This is a genomic window from Pseudonocardia kongjuensis (assembly GCF_039526905.1).
Taxonomy (GTDB): domain Bacteria; phylum Actinomycetota; class Actinomycetes; order Mycobacteriales; family Pseudonocardiaceae; genus Pseudonocardia; species Pseudonocardia kongjuensis.
Genome location: NZ_BAAAJK010000006.1, coordinates 161,693 through 185,364 on the forward strand (window position 1 = coordinate 161,693; position 23,672 = coordinate 185,364).

The 23,672-nt window shown below is 73.0% G+C and carries 27 protein-coding genes and 1 tRNA gene; 16 read left to right on the top strand and 12 right to left on the bottom strand.

Annotated features, from left to right (window positions below; all coding sequences use genetic code 11):
• The first annotated feature begins 91 nt into the window (after nt 1–91).
• The 3 genes from ABD160_RS08300 to ABD160_RS08310 all read left to right on the top strand — a co-directional run bounded on the left by ABD160_RS08300 (nt 92) and on the right by ABD160_RS08310 (nt 3,397).
• Nucleotides 92–1,636 (top strand): GMC family oxidoreductase, encoded by a 1,545-nt coding sequence (locus ABD160_RS08300; RefSeq protein WP_344020097.1) that lies wholly within the window; start codon nt 92–94, stop codon nt 1,634–1,636.
• On the top strand, nt 1,633–3,051 hold the full coding sequence (locus tag ABD160_RS08305) for an aldehyde dehydrogenase family protein (protein WP_344020099.1): 1,419 nt from the start codon (nt 1,633–1,635) through the stop codon (nt 3,049–3,051). The genes ABD160_RS08300 and ABD160_RS08305 overlap by 4 nt, the downstream gene beginning before the upstream one ends.
• A 127-nt stretch (nt 3,052–3,178) precedes the next feature.
• Entirely contained in the window at nt 3,179–3,397 is a 219-nt protein-coding gene (locus ABD160_RS08310; protein WP_344020101.1) for a helix-hairpin-helix domain-containing protein, read from the top strand.
• Between the two features lie 11 nt (nt 3,398–3,408).
• Here the strand turns inward: ABD160_RS08310 and ABD160_RS08315 are convergent, their stop codons facing one another.
• The 3 genes from ABD160_RS08315 to ABD160_RS08325 all read right to left on the bottom strand — a co-directional run bounded on the left by ABD160_RS08315 (nt 3,409) and on the right by ABD160_RS08325 (nt 6,363).
• The gene (locus tag ABD160_RS08315; RefSeq protein ID WP_344020103.1) at nt 3,409–4,704 is read right to left on the bottom strand and encodes a P-loop ATPase, Sll1717 family; all 1,296 of its coding nucleotides are present in this window, start codon (nt 4,702–4,704) and stop codon (nt 3,409–3,411) included.
• A gap of 135 nt (nt 4,705–4,839) precedes the next feature.
• On the bottom strand, nt 4,840–5,418 hold the full coding sequence (locus tag ABD160_RS08320; protein ID WP_344020105.1) for a dienelactone hydrolase family protein: 579 nt from the start codon (nt 5,416–5,418) through the stop codon (nt 4,840–4,842).
• Between the two features lie 84 nt (nt 5,419–5,502).
• Nucleotides 5,503–6,363: an alpha/beta hydrolase gene (locus ABD160_RS08325; RefSeq protein WP_344020108.1), complete on the bottom strand. Its 861-nt coding sequence runs from the start codon at nt 6,361–6,363 to the stop codon at nt 5,503–5,505.
• Nucleotides 6,364–6,491: 128 nt separating this feature from the next.
• On the opposite strand from ABD160_RS08325, the gene ABD160_RS08330 reads away from it, so the two are divergent.
• From ABD160_RS08330 to ABD160_RS08350, 5 genes are all read left to right on the top strand, one after another.
• A complete protein-coding gene (locus ABD160_RS08330) occupies nt 6,492–7,472 on the top strand; it encodes an AraC-like ligand-binding domain-containing protein (protein WP_344020110.1) in 981 nt (326 codons plus the stop codon).
• Between the two features lie 90 nt (nt 7,473–7,562).
• A complete protein-coding gene (locus tag ABD160_RS08335; RefSeq protein ID WP_344020112.1) occupies nt 7,563–7,964 on the top strand; it encodes an ArsR/SmtB family transcription factor in 402 nt (133 codons plus the stop codon).
• Nucleotides 7,961–8,635: an SRPBCC domain-containing protein gene (locus tag ABD160_RS08340; RefSeq protein WP_344020113.1), complete on the top strand. Its 675-nt coding sequence runs from the start codon at nt 7,961–7,963 to the stop codon at nt 8,633–8,635. Before ABD160_RS08335 ends, ABD160_RS08340 begins: the two co-directional genes overlap by 4 nt.
• Before the next feature lie 310 nt (nt 8,636–8,945).
• On the top strand, nt 8,946–9,392 hold the full coding sequence (locus ABD160_RS08345; protein WP_344020114.1) for a hypothetical protein: 447 nt from the start codon (nt 8,946–8,948) through the stop codon (nt 9,390–9,392).
• Between the two features lie 885 nt (nt 9,393–10,277).
• A complete protein-coding gene (locus ABD160_RS08350) occupies nt 10,278–10,880 on the top strand; it encodes an NAD(P)H-dependent oxidoreductase (protein WP_344020116.1) in 603 nt (200 codons plus the stop codon).
• Between the two features lie 265 nt (nt 10,881–11,145).
• Here the strand turns inward: ABD160_RS08350 and ABD160_RS08355 are convergent, their stop codons facing one another.
• On the bottom strand, nt 11,146–11,295 hold the full coding sequence (locus ABD160_RS08355) for an LPXTG cell wall anchor domain-containing protein (protein ID WP_344020118.1): 150 nt from the start codon (nt 11,293–11,295) through the stop codon (nt 11,146–11,148).
• Nucleotides 11,296–11,669: 374 nt separating this feature from the next.
• On the opposite strand from ABD160_RS08355, the gene ABD160_RS08360 reads away from it, so the two are divergent.
• Together ABD160_RS08360 and ABD160_RS08365 are read left to right on the top strand one after the other, a co-directional pair.
• Nucleotides 11,670–11,897: a hypothetical protein gene (locus tag ABD160_RS08360; protein WP_344020120.1), complete on the top strand. Its 228-nt coding sequence runs from the start codon at nt 11,670–11,672 to the stop codon at nt 11,895–11,897.
• Nucleotides 11,898–11,933: 36 nt separating this feature from the next.
• Nucleotides 11,934–12,194 carry a hypothetical protein gene (locus ABD160_RS08365; protein ID WP_344020122.1) on the top strand — a complete coding sequence of 87 codons (261 nt, stop codon included), beginning with the start codon at nt 11,934–11,936 and terminating at the stop codon, nt 12,192–12,194.
• A 142-nt stretch (nt 12,195–12,336) separates the two neighbouring features.
• Here the strand turns inward: ABD160_RS08365 and ABD160_RS08370 are convergent.
• Nucleotides 12,337–12,408 (bottom strand) — tRNA-Asn (locus ABD160_RS08370).
• 174 nt (nt 12,409–12,582) lie between these two features.
• Between ABD160_RS08370 and ABD160_RS08375 the strand changes: the two genes are divergently transcribed.
• Entirely contained in the window at nt 12,583–12,783 is a 201-nt protein-coding gene (locus ABD160_RS08375) for a hypothetical protein (protein WP_344020124.1), read from the top strand.
• A gap of 20 nt (nt 12,784–12,803) precedes the next feature.
• Here ABD160_RS08375 and ABD160_RS08380 read toward each other — a convergent pair whose 3' ends face one another.
• From ABD160_RS08380 to ABD160_RS08400, 5 genes are all read right to left on the bottom strand, one after another.
• The gene (locus tag ABD160_RS08380; protein WP_344020126.1) at nt 12,804–13,574 is read right to left on the bottom strand and encodes a trans-aconitate 2-methyltransferase; all 771 of its coding nucleotides are present in this window, start codon (nt 13,572–13,574) and stop codon (nt 12,804–12,806) included.
• Nucleotides 13,571–14,086, bottom strand: coding sequence for a hypothetical protein (locus tag ABD160_RS08385; protein WP_344020127.1), 516 nt, complete (start codon nt 14,084–14,086; stop codon nt 13,571–13,573). Before ABD160_RS08385 ends, ABD160_RS08380 begins: the two co-directional genes overlap by 4 nt.
• Entirely contained in the window at nt 14,083–15,948 is a 1,866-nt protein-coding gene (dnaG, locus tag ABD160_RS08390; protein WP_344020129.1) for a DNA primase, read from the bottom strand. The genes ABD160_RS08385 and dnaG overlap by 4 nt, the downstream gene beginning before the upstream one ends.
• A gap of 24 nt (nt 15,949–15,972) precedes the next feature.
• The gene (locus ABD160_RS08395) at nt 15,973–16,911 is read right to left on the bottom strand and encodes a DMT family transporter (RefSeq protein WP_344020131.1); all 939 of its coding nucleotides are present in this window, start codon (nt 16,909–16,911) and stop codon (nt 15,973–15,975) included.
• A 125-nt stretch (nt 16,912–17,036) separates the two neighbouring features.
• Nucleotides 17,037–17,300 (bottom strand): hypothetical protein, encoded by a 264-nt coding sequence (locus ABD160_RS08400; protein WP_344020133.1) that lies wholly within the window; start codon nt 17,298–17,300, stop codon nt 17,037–17,039.
• A 111-nt stretch (nt 17,301–17,411) separates the two neighbouring features.
• Here ABD160_RS08400 and ABD160_RS08405 point away from each other — a divergent pair, with 111 nt between their 5' ends.
• The 3 genes from ABD160_RS08405 (at nt 17,412) to sigJ (ending at nt 19,655) form a co-directional block, all read left to right on the top strand.
• Nucleotides 17,412–17,783 (top strand): helix-turn-helix domain-containing protein, encoded by a 372-nt coding sequence (locus ABD160_RS08405; RefSeq protein WP_344020135.1) that lies wholly within the window; start codon nt 17,412–17,414, stop codon nt 17,781–17,783.
• 143 nt (nt 17,784–17,926) lie between these two features.
• A complete protein-coding gene (locus tag ABD160_RS08410) occupies nt 17,927–18,373 on the top strand; it encodes an Hsp20/alpha crystallin family protein (RefSeq protein ID WP_344020137.1) in 447 nt (148 codons plus the stop codon).
• Between the two features lie 25 nt (nt 18,374–18,398).
• The gene (gene sigJ / locus ABD160_RS08415; protein WP_344020139.1) at nt 18,399–19,655 is read left to right on the top strand and encodes an RNA polymerase sigma factor SigJ; all 1,257 of its coding nucleotides are present in this window, start codon (nt 18,399–18,401) and stop codon (nt 19,653–19,655) included.
• Here sigJ and ABD160_RS08420 read toward each other — a convergent pair.
• Entirely contained in the window at nt 19,622–20,212 is a 591-nt protein-coding gene (locus ABD160_RS08420; RefSeq protein ID WP_344020141.1) for a carboxymuconolactone decarboxylase family protein, read from the bottom strand. The genes sigJ and ABD160_RS08420 overlap by 34 nt on opposite strands.
• 314 nt (nt 20,213–20,526) lie before the next feature.
• On the opposite strand from ABD160_RS08420, the gene ABD160_RS08425 reads away from it, so the two are divergent.
• Together ABD160_RS08425 and ABD160_RS08430 are read left to right on the top strand one after the other, a co-directional pair.
• On the top strand, nt 20,527–21,462 hold the full coding sequence (locus ABD160_RS08425) for an HNH endonuclease family protein (RefSeq protein ID WP_344020143.1): 936 nt from the start codon (nt 20,527–20,529) through the stop codon (nt 21,460–21,462).
• A gap of 47 nt (nt 21,463–21,509) precedes the next feature.
• Nucleotides 21,510–22,226 carry a YwaF family protein gene (locus ABD160_RS08430; RefSeq protein ID WP_344020145.1) on the top strand — a complete coding sequence of 239 codons (717 nt, stop codon included), beginning with the start codon at nt 21,510–21,512 and terminating at the stop codon, nt 22,224–22,226.
• A 10-nt stretch (nt 22,227–22,236) separates the two neighbouring features.
• Here the strand turns inward: ABD160_RS08430 and ABD160_RS08435 are convergent, their stop codons facing one another.
• Nucleotides 22,237–23,646, bottom strand: coding sequence for a sodium:solute symporter family protein (locus ABD160_RS08435; protein WP_344020147.1), 1,410 nt, complete (start codon nt 23,644–23,646; stop codon nt 22,237–22,239).
• Nucleotides 23,647–23,672: the final 26 nt, after the last annotated feature.

Genomic DNA, 23,672 nt, shown 5'->3' on the forward strand with positions numbered 1-23,672 from the left:
GCCGCCCGTCCCGGTGCGGCGGAGCTTGACCGTGCCGTAGCGGCATCCTGTCTGCTGTCGCCGAGCAACGAGCTCGACGGAGGAGCGACAGATGTACGACATCATCGTCGTCGGTGCGGGATCCGCCGGAGCGGCGGTCGCAGCACGACTCACCGAGGACCCCGACCGGCGGGTGCTGCTGCTGGAGGCGGGCCCGGACTACCGGTCGGCCGAGGCGTCGGCGGAGCTGCGCAGCGTCGAACCGGGCAGGATCGGGCTGACGGTCCAGCTGGCGGCCACCCACACCTTCCCGGACCTGACGGCCACCCGGTCGTCGGCGCAGGAACCGCGGCCCTACATCCGGGGGCGCGGGGTGGGCGGGAGCTCCGCTGTCAACGGCCTGTTCGCGATCCGCGGCACCGTCGAGGACTTCGACGGCTGGGCCGCGCACGGCGCCACCGGCTGGGGCTACGACGACGTCCTCCCGCTGCTCAACCGGCTGGAGAACGACCAGGACTTCGCCGGCGAGCGCTACCACGGCGGCGACGGGCCGATCCCGGTCGTCCGGCCGAAGCGGGAGAACCTCGCCACCGTGGAGGCCGCCGTCGACCGGATCACCGAGCGGCTCGGGCATCCGTGGGCGCCGGACCACAACGCGCCCGGCTCGACCGGGGTGTCCCCGTACGCCTACAACAGCTTCGGCACCGAGCGCGTCTCGACCAACGACGGGTACCTCGAACCGGCCCGCGACCGGCCCGGCCTGCACGTCCTGGGCGACGCGCTGGTCGACCGGGTGCTGTTCGACGGTGGTCGCGCGGTCGGCGTGCGCGCGATCGTCGGCGGCGAGCCGGCCGAGTTCCGGGCCGCCGAGGTCGTGCTGTCCGCCGGGGCGATCCACTCCCCCGCGATCCTGCAGCGCTCCGGCATCGGACCGGCGGCGGAGCTGCGGGAGCTGGGCGTCGACGTCGTCGCGGACCTCCCGGTCGGGCACGGCCTGCAGGACCATCCCGGCATCATGCTGGCGCTCGGACTGAACGAGGAGGCCGACTACCGGGGACTGCCCGAGCGCGGCCAGCTCTGCGTACGGTTCACCACCGGGGTCGGCGACGAGCCCAACGACGCGATGCTGGCCACGCCGGGCGCGCTCGGCATCGGGCTCCCGATGGCCGGGATCCTCGGCTGGGCGAACCGGGTCACCTCGACCGGCCGCGTCCGGATCACCGGCACCGACCCGGCGGTCGACCCGGCGGTCGCTCTCGACATGCTGTCCGATCCGGACGACCTGCGCCGGTTCCGGGCCGTCGTCGACGAGCTGCGGACCATCGCCGCCCAGCCGGAGCTGCAGAAGATCGCCGGCTTCATCGCGCTCGGGACCGAGCTCGTCGCACCCGACACGGTCATGTCCGACAGCGAGTTCGCCCGGTTCGCCCTGGCCAACGTGACCGACACCGTGCACGCGTCCGGCTCCTGCCGGATGGGTTCCCCGGACGACCCGGCCGTCGTGGTCGACCCGGACGGCCGGGTGCTCGGCGTCGACGGTCTGCGGGTCGCCGACGCGTCGGTGTTCCCGTGGGTGACCCGGGCCAACACGCACCTGACCGCCGTCCTCGTCGGCGAGAAGATCGCCGACTCGATCCGCCACGGGAGCGCCGCATGACCGGCACCGTCCGCGAGCTCGTCGGCGGCACGATCACGGTGCCGGGCGTGGAGCTGGCGACCGTCCTCACCGATCCGGACACCGGCACGTCGCTGTACCCGCAGCGCGCCAGCACGCCCGAGCGCGTCGAGGAGGCGATCGCGACGGCGTGGGCCGTGCACACCGACGGCGCCTGGTCCGAGCTGCCCCGCAAGGAGCGCGCCGACGCGGTACGCGCCCTGCAGGCCGAGCTCGCCGCGCGGGCCCCCGAACTGGGACTCGCCGACAGCCTGGACACCGGGGTGCCGCAGGCGGTCACGCCGCTGTTCATCGGTGCGGTGACCGGCCTGCTGGAGTCCGCCGCGAGCCGGATCGAGGACGGCTTCGGGCACGTCGAGCTGACGTCCTCGGCCGGTGGCTGGGACCGCTGGCAGCTCCCGTGGGGGCCGGCGGCGATCTTCCTGCCGTGGAACGCGCCGACCGCCACCGCGATCGTGAAGATCGCCGAGGCGCTGGTCGCCGGGTGCCCGGTCGTGCTCAAGCCCTCGGAGTGGGCGCCGCACCTCTCCGGCCCGTTCGCCGAGGCGGTGCTCGCCGCGCTGCCGCCGGGGGTCGTGCAGATCGTGCACGGCGATCGCGTGGTCGGTGCCTCGATCGTCGAGGACGTGCGGATCGCCGCCGTCTCCTACACCGGCGGCGTCGAGGGCGGGCGGGCCGTCGGGCAGGCGTGCGCCCGGAACTTCACGCCGGCCGATCTGGAGCTGTCCGGCAACAACCCGGTCGTCGCGCTGCCCGACACGCAGCCGGGCACCGTCGTCGAGCACGTCGTGCCGGGCATGCTGCTGCTGAACGGGCAGTGGTGCGCCGGGCCGCGCCGGCTCGTCGTCCCGCAGTCCCGGCTCGACGACTACCTCGCCGCGCTCGCGGCCGCCCTCGACGCGCTGCCGATCGGCCCGACCACCGACCCGGGCACCGTGCTGGGCCCGCTCGGCCACGGGCCGCACCGCCGCCGGATCGAGGAGCAGCTCGACGCGTTCGCCGCCCGCGGCTGCGAGGTGCGGCGCTACGGCACCCTCCCGGAGGCGGGCGGGCACTTCGCGGCGGCCGCCGTGGTGCTCGCCGACGACGCGCCGGAGCTGACCGAGGAGGTGTTCGGGCCGGTGCTCGTGGTGCGGACCTACCGCGACGTCGACGAGGCGGTCCGGATCGCGAACGACCACCCGTACGGCCTGAGCGGCTACGTCTTCGGCGACGACCGGGACGCCGCCCGCGCGGTCGGGCGGCGCGTGCGCGCCGGGCTGGTGACGCTGAACTCGGTGCTCGCCGGGCCGCCCGACATCTCCCGGGTGGGGAGCATGTGGGGGTCGAGCGGCATCGGGATCGCGGGGCTCGGGCAGGGCGCCTCGTTCTTCAGCGGTCACCGATCCGTCGGCTGAGCGCCCGGCGCGTTCGCACGGGATCGGATCCCGTGCGGATGCGACGATCCCGTGCGAACAGCGACGGACAGCGACGGAAGGACCGGCCGGTGCGGCCGGGGACCGGCGGCGCGGGCGGGAGCACCTCGTGACCGGCACACCCGACGTCCGCCCGGTGGGCGATCTGCCCGACCGGATCGGCCGGACCGCGGCGCGGGAGCTCGCCCTGCACGGCATCACGAGCCTGCAGCTGGTGGCCGGTCACTCGCGGAAGGAGCTGCTGGCGATCCACGGCGTGGGACCGAAGGCGGTCGCCGTGCTCGCCGAGGCCCTCGCCGGGCGGGGGCTGGACTTCCGGGCGCCCTGAGCGGGGGCGCGTCATCCCCCGAGAGCGGCGGGGGTGTCCGCGGCGAGCCCGAGGTACGCGGCGAACATCGGGTGGATCCGGAACTCCTCGGCACGCCGCACCCCGGCGTGCGGGAACGTGTGCCTGCTGATGAACTCCTGGTCCGGCGCGCCCGAGCGACGCACCCCGGCCTGCAGGAAGCCGACGTGCCAGAGGACCTCCACGATCCCCTGCTCGTCGAAGCGTTCGACCCATGCCTCGGCACGCCGGTCGACACCGACGTCGCCGTCGGCGATCCGGAGGCAGGTGTACTCCAGCTCCTCGCGTGACAGCCGCTGCGGCCCGCCCCGGAAGACCTCGAAGACCGACGCGATCCCGGGATAGGAGAACCGGAACTCGGCGGCGGTGTCCTGCAGCCGTTCGTGCGAGTACCGGTGCTCGACCTGCTCGATCATCTCGCGGTCGATGCAGGCCATCGTCCCGCTGCGGCGGGCCGCCTGGATCACCTCCGCGCAGAACTGGATGACCTCCCGCGGGCGGTGGAACGTCCGGGCGAGGACGTAGTCGAACGACTTGGTCCCGTCGGGCAGGCGGTACTCGAAGAACCGGGCCCACACCTGCTCGTCGGACAGGTTCCGGAGCTTGGGCACCGACCGGCGGATCCGGGCCGCGATCATGGCGAGCAGCTCGCGCTCGCCCCAGGCGATCTTCTTGTCCAGCTCGTCGACCAGAATGACGATCGGACGCGACCGGCACGCCAGTTCGATGTCCGGGATCAGCCTCGCGATCTCCTCGAGCTTGTACAGCGAATGGAGCTCGCGGGTCTTGGCCGCCGCCTCGTACGGGCCGATCTTGATGCCTTCCAGGCGTTTCAGGTACGAGATCAGGGTGTCCAGCTTCCCCAGGTCGGACGTCCGGTGACGGTCCCGGACGTAGCGCCGGATCCGCGCCGCCCCGGCCTCGTCGCTCCGCCCGTCCCGACGGGCGACCAGCTTCATGACCTCGACGTAGAGCATGTACTTCCAGGCCGCCGCGTAGGCGCCCTGCTTCGCCCAGGAACCGCGCTCCTCGTCCGCGAGGCTGGACCGCAGCATCTCGTAGGAGTAGTCCTCCGGAACGAGCTCGATCACCTGGTTCCGGCGCGCCCGGGTCCGGCGGGCGAGCATGTGGAACAGCGCGCTCTTTCCGGCGCCCCGGTTCCCCAGCACCACCGAGGTCCGCCCCGCACACAGATTCCGGAAGAGATCGGACTCGATGAACACCTCCTCCAGCGAGGAGTCGCGCTCCGCCGCCGGCGGTCCGAAGTCAAGCTTATTGAATCGACTCACGGTCACCGGCCCCCCGACCCGACGGATGTCGCATGTGTGCGCCACGAATCGTTGCGCAGTCGAATCGGGACCGCGTCGCCTGAATGCAGTACCTCGCGCCGCCGACCGCATGGTGGGGCCGGGGCGGGGCGGGATTCACCCGATGCCGGCGAGGAAGGCCCGGACGCGCCGGTTCAGCAGGGCCGCGGCGTCGCGGTCGTAGGCGGCCAGGCTGCTGTCGGTGAACAGGTGCCGGTCGCCCGGATACAGGAACAGCTCGGCGTCGTCGTTCGACGCGACGATGTCGCGCGCCGCGTCGAGGTCGCCGTCGGAGCGGAACAGCTCGTCGCCGCCCATCGCGTGGATCTGGACCGGGACGCCCTGCGGCCACGGGACGTCGAACTCGGCGGTCGGGATGCAGGAATGGCACAACAGGGCCCCCTGCGCTCCGGGCCGGGTCTGGGCCAGCATCTGCGCCGGCAGCACCCCGAGGGAGAACCCGAGGTAGACGACCTCGGCCGGACCGCCGTCGACGGCGTCGCGACCGCGTCCGACGAGGGTGCCGAAGCCGATCCGCTCGGCGTGCGCCACCCCGGCGTCGAGGCTGTCGAACGTCGCCCCGTCGTAGAGGTCGGGCACCGTGACGTCGTGTCCGTCGGCGCGCAGCTCGTCGGCGAACGACCGGATGCCGTCGGTGAGCCCCTGGGCGTGGTGGAACACGACGACACGGGCCATCGGGGCACGGTAGCGAACCAGGTGCGGCCCGTCCCCGACGACGGGATGGTGTGTTCCGGGCTCGCCGGCGGCGGGACCCCGGTCCTACTTCACGAACCGGGAGACGAAATCCAGGCAGGTCTGTGCGACGGTCTGCCAGCCCGAGTCGATGGTCAGCGAGTGGCCACGGCCCGGGATCTCGACGAACTCGGTGACGAAGTGTTCGTTCTTCTTCTGCGCGTTGTAGGTCGCCCAGGCGATGGCGTGCGGGGCCTGGTGGTCGAGCTCGCCGGAGACGACGAGCATCGGGCCGCGATCGGCGCCGGTCTTCTCGGCCCTGACCTCGGTGGCCGGGTTGAGGTTCGCGAACGCGGCCTGGAACAGCGGGACGCCCGAGCCGGCGACGTGGAACTGCTCGTACAGCTCGTGCGCCTCCTCCTCGCCGACGGCGTTGGCGAAGCCGTACCGGAACTGGTCGAAGGTGAGTGTGACGGCGCGGTGCCGGTTGGCCGGGTTGACCAGCACGGGAGAGGCGGCCTTCAGCGCGGCCACCGGCAGCGGCAGGACCCCGCGCGACGGCGCCGGATCGATGGCGCAGGTGGCGGCGGACAATCCCCGCCCGGCGAGGATCTGCGCGAGCACCCCGCCGAACGAATGGCCGATGATCGCGGGCGTGCGATCCAGCCGCTCGATGATCATCTGCTGGTACCCGGCGACGTCGCCGACGCTCTTGCCCGCGAACACCTCCGGATGCGCGTGCGCCTCCTCGACCGACGCCGGGTCGTCCGGCCAGCCGGGGGTGACGGCCACGTAGCCGGCGTCCTCGAAGAAGGCCGCCCACCGGTCCCAGCTGGAGTCCAGCAGCCACAGCCCGTGCACGAACACCACCGGTTGTTTCCCCGAGGTGTTCGCCCGGTCGATCTCCTCCTGCTCGGCAGGCGTGGGCGTCGGGTGAGTGTCGGTCATCGATCCTCCACGGGTCGGGCGGCACAGAGGATGCTGGACATCCGCACCGTTGCGCGGTGGACTGGAACTGCACAGCGCTGTGCTGAACGTGCACGTCCGGCCCCAGTACCGCTCCGAGGGTGGAACACGTGGCACTGACCTTGCGCATCGCCGACATCCCCGCCGGGGACCGCGTCGAGTTCCTCCACGACGCCGTCCGGAACCACGTCCTGCCGGTGGAGATGACCTTCACCCCGGACCCGGCCGACATCCGGGTCGACCTCCGGGTCAGCCAGGCGGGCCCGGTGAACTTCTCCTCCGCCCGTTCCAGCGCCAACGCGCTGCACCGCACCCCCGCGCTCGTCCGCCGCGACCACGTCCCGCAGGTGTTCCTCGCGGTCCAGGTCGCCGGTACGACGATCGTCGAACAGGCCGGTAGCCAGGCGGTGCTGCGTCCCGGGGACATGACGATCTACGACAGCACCCGCCCCTACACCGTGCAGAACCGGGGCGAGACCGAGCTGCACTACTTCCGGGTCCCCCGCAACGCGCTCGCCCTGCCGCAGCGCCGGCTCGACCCGCTGCTCGGGGTGCGGATCGGCGCCGACACGAACCCGCTCGCCGCCGCCGTCAGCTCGTTCTTCACGACCCTCGCCCGCACCTCGGCCCTCGACCGGCCGGACGCCGCGGACACGGTCGCCGTGCCGAGTGTCCAGCTCGTACGGGCGCTGCTCGCAGTGCACGCCGGTGCGGACGGGCCGGCGGCCGAGCCGCTGGACGCCTCGCTCACCCTCCGCGTGCAGCAGTACGTGCGCGACCACCTGCACGAACGGGATCTCACCGCGGCCCGGATCGCCGCCGCGCAGCACGTGTCGGTGCGGCACCTCTACGCGACGCTGGCGCGGGAAGGTGTCAGCCTGCACGCCAGCATCCAGCAGCAACGCCTCGAGGAATGCCGGCGAGACCTGCGCGACCCGCGGCTCGCCCATCTCGCGGTCGCGACGATCGGCAGCCGGTGGGGAATCGTCGCCCCGTCGCACTTCGGCCGGTTGTTCAAGGCCGCCTACGGCACGACGCCCAACGAGTGGCGGCGGGGCGGGGCGCGGGCGGTCGACGCCCCGGACGCGTAACCGACGACTGCCCGTACGTCCCCGGCGCCGGACGACACCGCAGTCAGCCAGCGTTGACTTATATAAGTTTCATTTGGCATTCTCCTGCGCGTGCACGCGTTCGACGTTCTCGGCGACCCGGTGCGCCGACGCATCCTGGAGCTCCTCGCCGACGGCGAGCGGACCTCCGGCGCGATCACGGAGGCGATCCGGGCCGAGTTCGGGATCTCCCAGCCGGCCGTCTCCCAGCATCTGCGCGTGCTGCGGGACGCCGGGTTCACGTCCGTGCGGGCCGCCGGCACCCGCCGGTTCTACGCCGTCGAGTCCGCGCCGCTGAGCGAGGTCGACGCGTGGCTGGACCGGTTCCGCCGGTTGTGGGACCAACGCCTGGACGCCCTGGGAACCGAGCTGGCCCGGGGCCGGCGTGCAGCCCGGCGCCCGGCGGGCGACGGGCCCGCCGCACCGGCCGGGCCCGGTGATGCGGCCGCCGATCCATCAACGAAGGGGACATGACGATGAAGGACGTACTCGACGAGCTGGCCGCCACACGCCGCACGATGGGGACGGCGGAGCTACCCGCCGGCGACGCCTACACCATCGAGCTGAGGCGTCACTACGACGCGCATCCCGACGACGTGTGGGACGCCCTCACCAGTCCCGAGCGACTCAGCCGCTGGCTGGGACCGGTCTCCGGCGATCTCCGCCCCGGCGGGACGTTCGCGCTGGACGGCGGCGAGCACGGCGACATCCTCCGCTGCGAGCCGCCGCACCTGCTGCGGGTGTCCTGGATGTTCGGCCCCGAGGCCGACGAGTGGCCGGGAACCAGCGAGGTCGAGGTGCGCCTGTCCCCCGGCCCGTCGGGCGGCACCGCGTTCGAGCTGGTCCATGCCGCGGCCGTCGGGGAGCCGATGTTCCCCACCTACGGCCCCGGCGCCGGCGGCGTCGGCTGGGACCTGCACCTGCTCGCCCTCGCCACCCTCCTGGGCGGCGGCGGGACCCTCGACCACGAGAAGTTCCAGGCATCGCCCGACGGACGCGAGTTCAGCCGGCGCAGCGCCGCGGCCTGGGGCGAGGCCCATCTGGCCGGTGGCGGCGATCCGGACCAGGTCGCGGCCGCGGTCGAGGCGACCACGGCCTTCTACCTGCCCGACCCGAACGCGCCGACCGGCACGGGCCCACGCTGAACGGTGTGTGTCGCGTGAAGGCGCGGGAGCCGCCGCCCTCACCGAGATCCGAACCCGCGACGGCCGCGTTCGATGGCCGCACCCAGCGGCCGGTGTGGCTGTCCCGCACTAGCCGAATCCGCTCTCTACCTGTCTAGTGCGGGGTTGACCACACTCATGACGAAGCCGCGGGACAACGTGAAGCGCATCAGCCGCGAGGCGAAGCGCCAGGGCGTGACCTTCGGCCTCGACCGCGAGGGTGCCAACCACACCGTCTACCGGATCGGGACGACCATCATCCCCGTCCCCCGGCACCGCGAGGTCAAGGAGAATGACCACCCAGGCCATCTACAAGCAGTGCGAGACTCGGACTGGGGAAGGGCCGGTGGCGGCAGTGAGCTACACGGTGAACGCCACCCTCGTCGACGACGAGGGCTGGCGCGGCTGGCACGTGGAGGTCCCCGAGATCGACCGCGCGACCCAGGCCCGTACGGTCGCCGAGATCGAGGTGATGGCCCGCGACCTCATCGAGATCATGACCGGCGAGGACGTCGCCGGGCTCGAACTCGACGTGCACCTCGCGCTCCCGGCGATCGTGTCCGAGCGCCTGGCCGAGGTGAACCGGCAGCGCGCAGCGGAAGCCGCCGCCCGCAGCGCCGCGGCTCGCGCGGCGCGAGAGGCCGCCCTCGGCCTGAAGGACCACGGGCTGTCGGTCCGTGAGATCGGGAAGGTGCTGGGCGTATCGCGCCAGCGGGCCAGCCGGCTGACCAGCAAGTAGGGCCTGCAGGCTCAGGCCTACGCGTCGCCGGCCGGCGCCCGCCACCGTGCGGCGTCGCGATCCGCCGCAACCTCGGCCGCGCGGCGCTGCTCGGGCGTCCACGGCAGCGCGGCCTCGCGCTCGAGCTCGGCGGGGCGATCGGCGGCGGTGACGAGCGTGCCGCGTGATCTGAGCGCCTGGGTGGGTCTCGGTGGTGCCGTCCGCGCGGTGCCCGATCGCCTGGACCCGGGCCGGGCCGGAACCGCGCAGGTAGGCCGAGAAGCAGACCGGCCGGTCCAGCGCCGGCGTCGTGCGGCGCGTCCCGGCCCGCAGGGTGGCGTTGCTCGGCGACTCCGGGAACTGCCAGACGCAGGCACCGGTGACGCCGTCCATGTCGGCCGGCAGGCCCGCGTCGGCGAGAACGACGCCGAGCCGCTCAACGACCCGACGTGAACTCCCGCGTCGAGCGGGACTCACCTCCCCCGGTCGACAGGTCCAGCGTTGCCAGGTTCAGCCCGTGCATCGGATCGAGCAGCCGGCGGGGCCGCCGGTCGAGCCCGTGCCAGGCACGGAGGATGCACTCGACCTGGGCGGGTAGCGGTCCGGCCAGGCGAAATCCCACTCCCGCCGGACACGCCACAGGTCGACGACGGTCGACCCGCCGAGCAACTCCCATATCCCGCCGATCCGGACCGGCGTGACTGCGACGTCCCCGGCCGGGCGCTCGAAAGCTCCCGCATCGCACCGATCGGACCGAGCAGGAACGGGTCATCCCACGCCACGGCTCACCGTCCTCTTCCCCGGCCTGTGCCGGGTTCCGTGTTCACACCGGCAGCGAGTGCCGCGGCCGCTTTTCGCTGGGCTCGCGATCGGCTGGGCTGCCCTACGCGACGTAGGCTGCGTCGGGTGCCAACGTCGATGATCGTTCTGGCCCACCCTCGACAGGGCAGCTTCTCCCACGCCCTGGCTGAGATCGCCAGAGACGCCCTTCGCGACTCTGGGCACCAAGTCACCTGGCACGATCTCCACGGCGAGGAGTTCGACCCGGTTCAGGTTCCTGACGGCCTCGACACCACTCGGCCAGAAGGACGCTCAGCGTTCACCTCAGGAGCTGACGCGCTGACCACGCAGCATCGCCGCGAGTTGGCCGCAGCCCACACGCTGGTCGTTGTCCATCCGAACTGGTGGGGAAAGCCGCCGGCAATCATGGCGGGCTGGATGGACCGGGTCCTGGTGCCCGGTGTTGTCTATAGCCTCGACGATGCGGCCGGTGAACCCACACCTCTGTTGCCGCTGCGCAGACTCGTCGTCCTCAACACTGGCGACACCGAACCAATGCGCGAGGCGGAGGTATTCGGTGACCCCCTCGACGCGATCTGGCGGCGCTGCGTCGGCGGCTACCTCCACGAGGCCGAGATTCAGCGGCTACTCGCCGGACCTCTGTCCAGCTCGACACCCCAGCAGCGTCGTGCCTGGCTGGACGACGCCTACCGACTTGCCGCGGAGTAGTTCTGCTCAAGCCACGGCCCGAGAGGGTAATGGTGTCAGCTCGACTCGGCCCGATCCAGACGCCGCAGCCGGCACAACTCCACCAGCGCGAGGGCGAGTACGACGCAGCCGCTCACGATGACCGCGACGGTGTACCAGGCGGGCCCATTCCGGACGATCAGGAGCAGCTGGGTGACGATCAGGATCGGTTACAGCCAGGTGATGACCGTGTAGCCGCGCCGCTGGCTGCGACGCCGGTCCCGACCGCCCGCGTCGTCCGGCCTGGTCATGGCGAGTTCTCGTGCCGCCGCGCTCGCCAGGCCGCGATCAGGGCGACTAGCAGGAGGACCCCGGCCAGTGAGGCGATCACGGTCGATTCCCCGGTCACGCCACGCTCTCGGATCGCGAGTAGCTGGCTGGCCAGGATCAGCGCCATCGCGACAGCCTGCCCAACCCAGAGCCACGACGACGTGCGCCGCTTGGGGCGTTTGTCCGATCCCACCCGACCAGTCTCCCACGGTCGCCCCCGTCCCAAGGCAATCGCGTGGAGGGGCGCAGAGGTTGGCGGTCCGGTGCGCGCCACCACACCGCGCACCGGACCGGCCGCCTCTCCTCCTCCTACCCCGCCTCCTCCTTCCTCTCCTGCCTCTACCCCGCCTCTGGTTACACAGCGACCGGCGGGTCATCCCACGCCACGGCTCACCGTCCCCTTCCCCCGGTCGGTGCCGGATTCCGGCTCGGCGCGCTGTCGACGAACCCGGTGCGGGACATGTCGAGCATCCGGGGCGGCGCAAGCGGGAGGCCCGGGCGATGACGCCGGCCGAGCGGGTCGCATGGCTCACGGCGTTGGAGACCGAGCAGCCGATCGACGGCGGTCGCGATGCCGACGAGGCGAAGGCGTTGGCGGACAGGGCTTCCCGCTGGGCGATCCCGGACCTGACGCGGTTCATGCTCGCGACCGGTGTCCAGATCGGCGTGGCGACGGCAGTCACCTGGGACGGGGTGGACCTCGACGCCTGCACGGTCGCGATCTGCTGACACATCGTCCGGGTCAAGGATGAGGGTCTGGTCCGGATGCCGGGCGCCAAGTCCGAGGCCGGCGACCGCATCCTCGCGTTGCCGCGCTGGGCTACGGCGATGCTGATCGACCGTCGCGTCCACTCCGACGGGGCGTGGCCGGTATTCCCCGACTCGCTCGGCGGGTGGCGGGACCCGTCGAACCTCGGCCGAGTACTGCCGGAGTGCCGCGACGCGGCGGGATTCTCCTGGGGCACGTTCGATGTGTTCCGGCAGACCGTGTTGACGGTCCTCGGACCGGCATGGGCTCTCGGCTGACTCGGGCCCGTACTCGAGTAGGGGTTACGGCTACCCAAACTAAAATCGTTGCGGGTTCTCACGCTGAGCGATCCTGGCCCCTTATCGACCCCTGATCTTGCCGGGGTAATCTTGTGGGGCCAGGGTTTCCCCTGGTCAGGCGCTCCTCCGATTGGATTCGAACCAATAACCGCCCGATTAACAGTCGGGTGCTCTGCCATTGAGCTACGGAGGACCGTTCACGCCGCCCGAACCCTCGTCCCGGCGACGGATAGAACTCTACAACACGCTCCGGAGCACCTCGGCAACCCCCCGTTCGGCCGCCGTTACCGCAGGTCGAGCCGGGATCCGGGTGCCGCACGACGGCCCCCGGCGGTCCGGGTACGGTCGCGGTCGGGAGGTGAGGGGAATGGTCAGGTTCCTCGTGGGGGTTGCCGTCGGGTACGTCCTCGGCACCAGAGCCGGGCGTGAGCGCTACGAGCAGCTCGTCCGCGCCTACCATCGCGCCGTCGACCATCCCGCGGTCCAGGGCGCCGCGGGCGTCGCGCAGGCCGGGGTCGAGAACGTGGTGGGCAGGATCGGCGGCGAGCGCCGCGACGGCGAGAGCTGACGCAGGGCCGGCTGCGCGGGTCAGCGGCGCCGGGCCACCGCGAACACCCGGCGGAACGGGAACCGGGTCCGGCCGTCGGGGCCCGGCGGGTAGGCCGCCCGCAGGCGGGGCGCGAGCTCACCGACGAAGCGGGCGTAGCCGGCGTCGTCGAGGGTGTCCCGGACCGGCCGCAGCGCGGTGCCCTCGATCCAGCGCAGGACGGGATCGTCGCCGTCCAGCACGTGCAGGTAGGTCGTCTCCCAGACGTCGGCGTCGGCGCCGGCCGCGGACAGCAGCTCGGCGTAGCCGGCCGGATCGAGCACCGTCCCGGCAGCGCGGAGCGCGAGCCGGTCCCGCCACTGCGGCTGCGCGGCGAGCTCCCGGATCAGCGCGTGTGACGGTGCGCCGAAGTTGCCCGGCACCTGCACCGCGAGCCAGGCGCCCGGCCGGAGTGCGGCCAGCCAGCGTTGCAGCACCGCGGTGTGCCCGGGCACCCACTGGAGCACCGCGTTGCTCACGATCGCCCCGGTGTCCGGTCCCGGTGTCCACTCGCGGACGTCGGCCGGCACCGCGTCGACGCCTGCGGCGCGGGCCGCTCGGACCATCTCCGGCGAGGAGTCGAACGCCTCGACGGCCGCACCGGGGAACCGGGCGGCCAGCAGCCCGGTGAGGTGGCCGGGCCCGCATCCGGCGTCGACCACCCGGGGCAGGGCCGGATCGAGCGGCCCGATCCGCGCGACGAGATCGACGAACGGGCGCGACCGGTGGTCGTCGAACGCCCGGTAGAGCGCCGGTTCCCAGGTCGGGTTCACGGGCTTCCGGGCAGCCGATCCGCCAGCCCCTCGGCGAGCCGGCGGGCGGCGACCGGGTCGGTGCCGGCGTCCGGACGGACCTGCAGGACCAGCCCGTCCCGGCCGGGCACCTTGCGCTGCAGCACCCAGGCCCCTCCCCCGGGCAGTTCGCGCCGGTTGCGGGTGCGGATGGACTGGGTGACCCGCTCGTGCACCGCCTGTGGCACCTTCCCAGGCTCGGTCAGCCGGTACCGGACCGGGCGGGCGTCGGTCAGCAGCTCGACGGCCGGCCCGACCTGCTCGGCGACCGTCGGCGTCACCACCAGCGAGGTCTTGTCCCAGGCAGCCTTGGCGATCTCGTGCCAGCCGATCCGCTCACCGGACGGCGGCCACACCCCCCAGGAGGTGACGACGAGCATCCCGCCGCCGGACACCTCGGCCGTCGCGACGACGGCCTCCTCGTCGGCGAGGTTGTCCGCGACCGCGTCCGGCACCGGATCGCGGCCGAACAACCGGCTCCACAGCCCCGTCACGACGCCACCCCCGATGCCTGTTCGCGGAGCGCGATCCGGTACTGCTCGAGCGGGACGAGCACGCCGAACAGCTCGTTGTACTCCTCGACGTCGGTGGTCGCGTTGGTCCGCTGCAGCTGCGACTTCAGGTCGGCGATCTCCCGCTCGACCAGGCCGAGCCGCACCCCGGCCAGCACGCCGTTGACGTAGCGCACCTCGTCGGTGTTCCGCTTGGGCAGCTCCAGATCCTCCACCGCCATCTCGCTGACCAGCCGCTTCACGTCCTCGGTCGCCACCTGCGCGACGACGGCGTCGAGCCACTCCGGGCCGTCCAGCCCGGACTGGACCCCACCGGCGGCCATGATCGCCCGGTGCACCGCCGCGAACTGCGGGTGCGTGAACCCGGCCTCGGGCAGCTCGTCGAACCCGGGCCCGACGACGCCGGGGATCTGCAGCGCCGCCTTCAGCGCCTCCCGCTGCAGGTGCAGCCGGGCGTCGCCGCGGGGCGGCGCGGGCGGCGCGGCCCGGCGCCGGGACCGGCCCTCGACCGGGGCGCCCGCGGTCTCCCGCACCCGGCGCACGACGACGGCGATGTCGTCCCAGCCGACCCAGCCGGCGAGCCGGCGGGCGTACTCGTCGCGCAGGTCCTCCCGCTTGATCCGGGCGACCAGCGGGACGGTGCGCTGCAGCGCCGCGACCCGGCCCTCGGCCGAGCTGAGGTCGTGCGAGCGGAGCTCGGTGCGGATCGCGAACTCGAACAGCGGCTCGCGCCGGGCGACCAGGTCCTTGACGGCGGCGTCGCCGTGGTTGTTGCGCAGGTCGCACGGGTCCTGCCCGTCCGGGGCGACGGCGACGAAGGTCTGCGCGGCGAAACTCTGGTCCCCCTCGAACGCCTTCATCGCGGCGCTCTGACCTGCGGCGTCGCCGTCGAAGGTGTAGATGACCTCGCCGCGGTCGAACGAGTCGTCGCCGATCAGCCTGCGGATGACCGAGACGTGCTCGGAGCCGAACGCCGTCCCGCAGGACGCGACCGCGGTCGGCACCCCGGCCAGGTGCATCGCCATCACGTCGGTGTACCCCTCGACGACGACGACCTGCCGCGACTTCGCGATCTCCCGCTTGGCCAGGTCCAGGCCGAACAGCACGTGCGTCTTGCGGTAGACCGGCGTCTCGGAGGTGTTGAGGTACTTGGCCTCGATGCCGTCGTCGTCGAACAGCCGCCGCGCCCCGAACCCGACGACGTCACCGCCGAGATCGCGGATCGGCCACAGCAGCCGCCGGTGGAACCGGTCGATCGCGCCGCGCCTGCCCTCCTTGGAGATCCCGGACTTGATCAGCTCCTCGAGCTGGAAGCCCTGGCCGAGCAGGTGCTTGGTCACGGTGTCCCAGCCGGCCGGGGCGTAGCCGCAGCCGAACGTCTCGGCGGCGGCGTCGTCGAACCCGCGCTCGGCCAGGAACTGGACGGCGGCCCGGCCGGCCGGGGTGCGCAGCTGCTCGGCGTAGAACTCGGCGGCCTTCTTGTTGATCTCCAGCAGGCGGCTGCGGGTCCCGCGGTCGCGCTGCACCGACGAGCCGCCGCCCTCGTAGGTGAGCCGGACGCCGCACCGGTCGGCGAGCCGCTCGACCGCCTCGGGGAAGCCGACCATCTCCATCTTCATGATGAAGTCGATGACGCTGCCGTGCTCGCCGCAGCCGAAGCAGTGGAAGGTGCCGTGCGAGGGCCGGACGGTGAACGACGGCGACTTCTCGTCGTGGAACGGGCACAGGCCCTTCAGCGAGCCGGCGCCGGCGCGGCGCAGCGCCACGTACTCCTCGACGATCTCCTCGATCCGGGTGCGGTTGCGGACCTCGGTGATGTCTGAGTCCCGGATCCGTCCCGCCACGGGGGCGATTCTAGGCGCGCCCGGTCAGGGTGGTGGGACGGCGGCCCCCGCCGGTACCGGCTCGGCGTCGCGTCCCGGCCGGTCCCGGCCCCACCGCCCGGGGAACCTGCCCAGGCCGACGAACATCCCGACCAGCGCGATCGCCAGGCCGAGCACCGCCTGCGCGGTGAGCGGCTCCCCCAGCACCGGGACCGCGGTGAGCGCGGTCGTCGCGGGCACCAGGTTCAGCAGCGACGACACGTACACCGTCGACCGCCAGCGCAGCAGCAGGAACATCAGCACGAACGCGCCCGCCGAGTTGATCACCCCGAGCCAGACCACCGCCAGCCAGCCGCCGGGCGTCGGCGGCAGCCAGGCCACCCCGAGGAACGGGAACACCGCCAGGGTGGCGACCAGCGAGGTCGCCATCTGCACGACCACGCTCGTCACGACGGGGGTGCGGTCGTTGAACCGCTTCTGGTAGAGCGTCCCGGCGGTCAGCGCGAGCATGCCGAGCACCGGGAACACGACGCTCCAGCCCAGGCCGCCGCCGAGGTCGTCGGCCAGGACGACGTACACGCCGGTCGCCCCGATCAGCAGGCCGATCACCGGGGCGGGGCCGAGCCGGGTCGCGAGCAGCAGCGGGGTGAGCAGCCCGACCAGCAGCGGCGCCATGCCGAGGATCAGGCTGGACAGCCCGGCGGGCACCCCGGAGGCGAGCCCGGAGTAGACGAACGAGAACTGCCCGACCTGCAGCAGCAGCGCGGTGACGGCGAGATGCAGCCAGGCCCGGCCGACCGGCAGCGCGGGCCGCAGCACCGCCGCGGCCGCCAGCATCACGGCCAGCGCGATCACGAACCGCCACAGCAGGACCGCGGGGACCTCCAGATGGCCGGTGGCGATCTTGCCCGCGATGAATCCGGACGCCCAGAGCGGGACGAACAGCACGCTCAGTGCGGGCACCAGCCAGCGGGAACGGGTCACCGACCCACTCCATCGCGTTGCTAACGAGGTGGCAAGCCGGGGAGACCCGGGCCTCACCCGCACGGGCGGGGCCGAGCGCGGCCGGACCGCGGCCCGGCCGCGCTCAGACCGGACTCAGACCCGGCTCAGACCGCGGTCAGGTCGCGGCCCGGTCGCGCCACCCGCCGGTCCGGCTCCGCACGGTTCCGGCGGGCGGCGGCCCACTCGTCGTACACGGCCAGCACGGCGGTCGCGAGCGGGATCAGCACCAGGGCTGCCACCACCCACACGACGTCCTCGCCCCGGTCGATCCACTCCACCGGGGTCCCCGCACCGAGCACCATCCACAACACCGCGGCCGCGGCGGCCAGGACCAGCAGCGGCAGCACCGCCCGCAACACCCTCGCCATCCCCTCCTCCTCGCCAGCACGTCACCGACAGGACGTTATCTATAGTTGTAGCGGTAGATTTACCTCATCGGCAACTTCACCACCGGTACATCACCGGGAGAACGGAGACGCATGGGACTGGACCGGCTCGACGACCCCGACTACCCGTCGATGGCGATGGGCGAGGCCGCCCACGTCCTCGACGTCGAGCCGGCCTTCCTGCGCAGTCTCGACAGCGCGGGCATCGTCAGCCCGCACCGCTCGACGGGCGGACACCGGCGCTACTCCCGCCGCCAGCTCGAGCACGCGGCCAGGCTGCGCGAGCTGCTCGACGACGGACACTCCCTGGAGTCGGCGTCCTGCATCGACCAGCTGCGCTCGGACCTGACCGCGAGCGAGTCACAGCTCCACGCGGCGCACGCGGAGGTCGACCGGCTGCGGCGGGCGATCGAGGACCTCGGCGGATCGAGCGGGACGACGGCACCATCGGATCGACAGCCTTGACAGTCGAAAATCTCTAGTGCAGACTTGAGTTACGTCAGAGCACACCGGCTCTGACCATCGGAGAAGGAGACACGACACAGTCGGCCGGACCGCGGTTCCGCTGGCGCGGGCCCCGACCGGCCGCTGGGAAGGGGTGGTTCGACATGCTGATGCGGACTGATCCGTTCCGCGCACTGGACCGGCTCGCCGCGCAGGCCCTCGACGCGGGCGGGACCTGGTCCCGACCGGCCGCGATGCCGATGGACGCCTGGCGCCACGGCGACGAGTTCGTGGTCGAGTTCGATCTTCCCGGCATCGACCCCGACGCGGTGGAGCTGTCGGTCGAGCGCAACACGCTGACCGTCAGGGCCGAGCGTCGACCGGCCGGTGCCGCCAACGCCGACCAGGTCGAGTGGGTCGCCTCCGAGCGCACCTACGGCGTCTACTCGCGCCAGCTGTTCCTCGGCGAGAACCTCGACACCGCCAACATCCACGCCTCGTACGAGGCCGGGGTGCTGCGCATCCGGATCCCGGTCGCCGAGTCGGCGAAGCCGCGCACGATCGCGATCGCGTCCGGGCACTCCACCGACCGCACGCAGATCAACGCCTGATCCCGGTCGCCCGCAGCGACCGGACGTGAGGGAGGTGGTGGAGGTGACCGCCGATCCCGCACCGACGCCCACGACGATCCCGGCCCCCGGGGACGCCGACGGCATCGGGCCCCGGATCGACGCGGTCTTCGACGAGGAGTTCCTGGCGGTCGTCGCCGCCTCCGGGCCGTGGCCCACCGGCACGGCCCCGCGGCGGGCGAGCGGGCGCGGGCGCCGGCCGGTCCGGGTCGGCACCCGGCCCCGTCCACACGGGTCGCAGCACGGCGTCCGGCCCGCCGGGCGCCACCGGCCGGCGGGCGGCCGGCACCGGCTCCGGCCCGACCAGCGATCTCCTCCGCCGGCCCGCGTGCACCGACCGGCACCGCCCGGGCGGGTCCGTCCCACGACCCGCCCGGGCCCGATCCCTCGTACCGTCGTCGGGGTGTCCGATCTCGCCGCGGCCTTCGAGACGCACCGGCCGCACCTGGTCGGCGTCGGCTACCGGATCACCGGGAGCCTCGCCGACGCCGAGGACGCCGCCCAGGAGGCGTGGCTGCGGCTGTCCCGGCTGCCCGATCCCGGCGCGGTCCGCGACCTGCGCGGCTGGCTGACCACCGCCGTCGCCCGGCTCTGCCTGGACCGGCTCCGGTCGGCCGCCGCCCGCCGCGAGCAGCACGTCGGCCCGTGGCTGCCGGAACCGGTCGTCGGCAGGGCCGATCCCGCGCTGGACGCCGTGCTGCGGGCCGACGACGTCCGGATGGCCGCGATGCTGGTGCTCGAACGGCTCTCCCCCGACCAGCGGGTCGCGTTCGTCCTGCACGAGGCGCTCGACCTGCCGTTCGCCGAGATCGCCGGGGTGCTCGGCTGCACCGAGGCCACCGCCCGGCAGCGGGCGTCGCGGGCCCGTCAGGTGCTCGCCGACGCACCCGTTCCGCCACCGGTCCCGGACGCCGAGGCCGCCCGCGTCCTGGCCCGCTTCGGCGCCGCACTGGCCACCGGCGACGCCCGCGCCGTCGCCGAGGTGCTGCACCCGGACGTCGTGTTCGTCTCCGACGGCGGCGGTGCCGTCCGGGCCGCCCTGCACCCGGTGCACGGACCGGCGAAGGTGGCCCGGCTGCTGGTCGGGCTGGCCGGCCGCGGCGACCTGCCCGCCCGGCTGCGCCCGGCGACGGTCAACGGCGCCCCCGGCTGGCTGCTGCCCGGCCCGGACGGCGACCCGCCCGCGGCGGCCGCCGCGGTCGCGGTGCGGGACGGCCGGATCGTCGCGATCTACGGCGTGCTGGACCCGTCCAAGCTCCGGTGACCGGCCGGGACCGCACACGCCGCGTCGAATCCCTGGTCGGTGATGCCGAGCGCGTGGTTCGCCCGGGCCCGCATGTTCTCGACCGCGATCATCTGGGTCAGCTCGACGAGCCCGGCCCGGCCGAACTCCCGTTCCAGCTCGGCCACCTGGTCGTCGGTGACGGTCATCGGCTGGGCGGTCATCGCGTCGGCGTAGCCGATCGCGAGCCGCTCGGCCGGGCTGAAGTGCGGGCTGGTCGGGTACTCGTCGATGTGCCTGAGCCGGTCCACGTCCAGGCCGGAGAGCCGCTGCAGCATGGTGCCGAAGTCGACGCACCAGGAACAGCCGACGACGGTCGCCGTCCGGTAGACGGCGATCTCCCGGACGCCCGCCGGGAGCAGGGTCGCCGCCCGCTCCCAGCCGAGCTCGCTGACCACCGACGCCCAGAACAGCCGGCGATGGTGCCGGGCGACGGCGAACGGCTCGGGCACGGACCCGTAGCGGCGGCGGGCGATGCGGTAGGCGAGACGGCCGAGCGGGCCGGCGTCGGCGTCGGTGACGGCGGGGATGCGGGGCACGGGAACCTCCCGGGTTCGTGCGGACGGGTCACCGGTGGGACGGGACGGGCCGGCGATTCGTGACGGCCGCGCACGTGACCTGTGTCACGACGCGGTCCGGCGCCGGGCCCGGACCCGGCCGGCGGCCCGAGCGCCGCCCGACCGGCGGCGCGAAACGCCTGCACGACACGGTTGCGCGACACGGTTGCGCGCGGCTGCGCGAGCGGTCCCGGCGCGGCCGCGCGCACGGTCCGTGTGCGACCGGGCGGCCGGCGTGACGAATCCCCCGGCGTGTCCGGCGCGGTCCCGGCGTTCGCGATCGCGATCATCGTCGGGTGCGTGCTCGGGTCGATGTCGTCGCGGTGCTGGCGGCGGTTCTGGTGCTGGCCGGGTGTGGTGCCCCCGGATCGTTCGTGGACGTCTGGGCCGCCGGGCCCGGCACTCCGACCGTGGACACCGAGATCACCGACCCGGACGGCCCGCACGGCCGGCGCGGCACGGCCCGGTGGGCTCCCGCCGGCGACGCGGACGCGGCGGGTGGCGCGGTCCGGGCGGACGGGTCGGGCGGGACCGGCGGCACCGACGTCTCTGACGGCACCGACGGCGCTGACGTCTCTGACGGCGCTGACGTCTCTGACGGCACCGACGGCGCCGAGGCGGCCGGGAACGCCCTCGCCGTGCTCGGGACCCTCGAGGTCAAGGGCCGCGCACCGAAGACCGGGTACGCCCGCACCGAGTTCGGCCGCCGCTGGGCCGACATCGACCGGGACGGCTGCGACCAGCGCAACCAGGTGCTCGCCCGGGACATGGACCGGGAGACGTTCAAGGCCGGGACGAACGACTGCGTGGTGCTGACCGGCACCCTGCGCGACGCCTACACCGGGCAGACGATCTCCTTCACCCGCGGCCAGGGCACCAGCGAGCGGGTGCAGATCGACCACGTCGTCGCACTGTCGGACGCCTGGCAGAAGGGCGCCCAGCAGCTGGACGCCACCGCCCGCGAGCACATCGGCAACGACCCGCTGAACCTGATCGCGGTCGACGGCCCCACGAACAGCCGCAAGGGCGACGGCGACGCCGCCACCTGGCTCCCGCCGGACACCGGCTACCGGTGCGCCTACGTCTCGCGGCAGGTCGCGGTGAAGGCGAAGTACGACCTCTGGGTGACCGCCGCCGAACGCGACGCGATCGCCCGGGTGCTGGGCAGCTGCCCGACCCGGTCGGTCCCGACCGACGCCGACGCGATGCTCCCGGCGGTCAGCCTGCGCTGAGCGCCGCCGGGTGGCGGCCCGGCCCGCACACCGGTAGAAGCGGAGGCGTGCAGCCGGACGACGACGTCTTCGTGCCCTACGGCACGACGCACTGGACGGCGCTGACGATCGGCGCGGCGGTCGCCGTGCTGCTGGTGCTCGCCGGGCGGCGGATGCGCGGGACCGCCGCCCAGGTCACCACCGGCCGGGTGTTCGCGCTGGTGATCGTCGGCGTCCAGCTGTCGATGCAGGTCCGGCGGCTGCTCCCGGAGAACTGGGACCTCTACACCTCGCTGCCGCTGCAGCTCAGCGACCTCAGCTGGGTGGCCGCGGCGTACGCGCTGTGGACGCACCGCTGGTGGGCCTGCGCGCTGACCTACTACTGGGGCCTGACGCTCACCCCGCAGGCCCTCCTCACCCCGGCGCTGGACTCGCCGGACTTCCCGCGCATCGAGTTCCTGGACTTCTGGGCGCTGCACCTGTTCGTCACCTGGGCGGCGGTCTACCTGACCTGGGGCGTCGGGATCCGGCCGACCTGGCGCGGCATGCGCGCGACGGTCGCGGCGACTGTCGGCTGGGCGGCCGTGGCGTTCAGCGTGAACTCCTCGCTCGGGACCAACTACGGGTTCCTCAACCACAAGCCGTCGAACCCGTCGCTGCTCGACCTGCTGGGCCCGTGGCCGTGGTACCTGCTCGTGGAGTTCACGCTGGTGGTGGCCGGGTGGTGCCTGATCACCTGGCCGTGGACGCGCAGCCGGCGACGGGCGGACACCCGCGCCGGCTGATCCCGGCGGATCAGGCCGCCGCGGGTTCCTCGGCCGGCGCCACCCGGCGGGGGAACAGCAGCGCCGTGACCACCAGGGTCGCCAGTGCCGCGGGCAGCGACACCACGACCGAGTTCAGCTCCGACGCCCGGCCGGACACCTCCCACGCGACGGTCACCGCGCCCCCGACCACGATCGTCGCGATCGCCGACACGGTGCCGGCCCGGCGCCAGAACAACGCCGCCAGGATCACCGGGGTCAGCGCCGCGCCGTACATCGTGTAGGCGTACATCTGCAGTTCGAGCACCGTCGGGAAGAACTGGACCATCACGAAGGCCAGCACGGCGAGCAGCAGCACCGACGACCGCCCGACGGCGACCCCGAGCCGTCCCCCGGCGCGCTCGGGCCTGCCCAGGAAGACCAGGTCGTAGACGATGTTCGCCGAGCTGGTGAGCAGGTAGGACGAGCCGGTCGTGACGATCAGCGCGAACGCCCCGACCAGCAGCAGCCCACCGACGACCGGTGGCGTGAGGTCCCCACCGGCGAGCGCGAGCACCGCGGTGTCCGCCTCGATGCCCGGCAGCAGGAAGCTCGACGTCGAGGCCAGCAGCACGATCGGGGTGATCATCAGCAGCGCACCGCCGAAGAACAGCAGGGTCGCCCGGACCGCCGTCCGCGAGTCCCGCGCCGCGGAGAGGCGCTGGTGCATGTTCTGGTCGCCGAGGATCAGCAGGAACACCGGCAGGAAGTAGCCGAGCAGCGCCAGCGGCGGCAGGCCGCCGGTGATCGTGCTCAACGCCGGGTCGAGCCGGTCGACGTAGCCGCCGAGACCGCCGACGTCGGTGGCGAACAGGTAGACCAGGCACACGAACAGGCCGAGGACGACGAGCGCCGAGGACAGCGCATCGGTCCAGGCGACCGACTTCAGACCGCCGGACATCGACAGGACGGTGACCAGCACGGCGGCGACCACCGCTCCCTGGGTCTCCGAGACCGGCACCATCAGCGAGATGATGTAGCCCGCGCCGGTGAACTGGTACGCCGTGATGCCGACGAAGGCGATGATGATCATGACCGTGCCGATGCAGCGCGCCGCCGTCCCGTAGCGGTCCTGGAACAGCTCCGGCACGGTCCGGAAGCCGCCGGTGCGGACCCTGGTGACCAGCACCAGCAGGCAGAGGATCCCGATCAGCGTGCCGGCGAAGAAGAACACCCCGGGGATCGGGCCGTAGGTGTAGACGAAGTTCGCCCCGCCGATGATCGAGCCGCTGCCGACGAACGTTGCGAGCATGGTCGCGCCCAGCACCGTGGTCGACAGCGAGCGGCCGGCGAGCACGAAGTCCTCGCCGTCGCGCATCGCCGACGCCCGGGAGAACCGCAGGGCCACCACGGCCATGAAACCGAGATAGACCACCAGCAGGGTGACGTTCAGCGCGGACATGGCGGGATCGTAATTGCAATATTCGT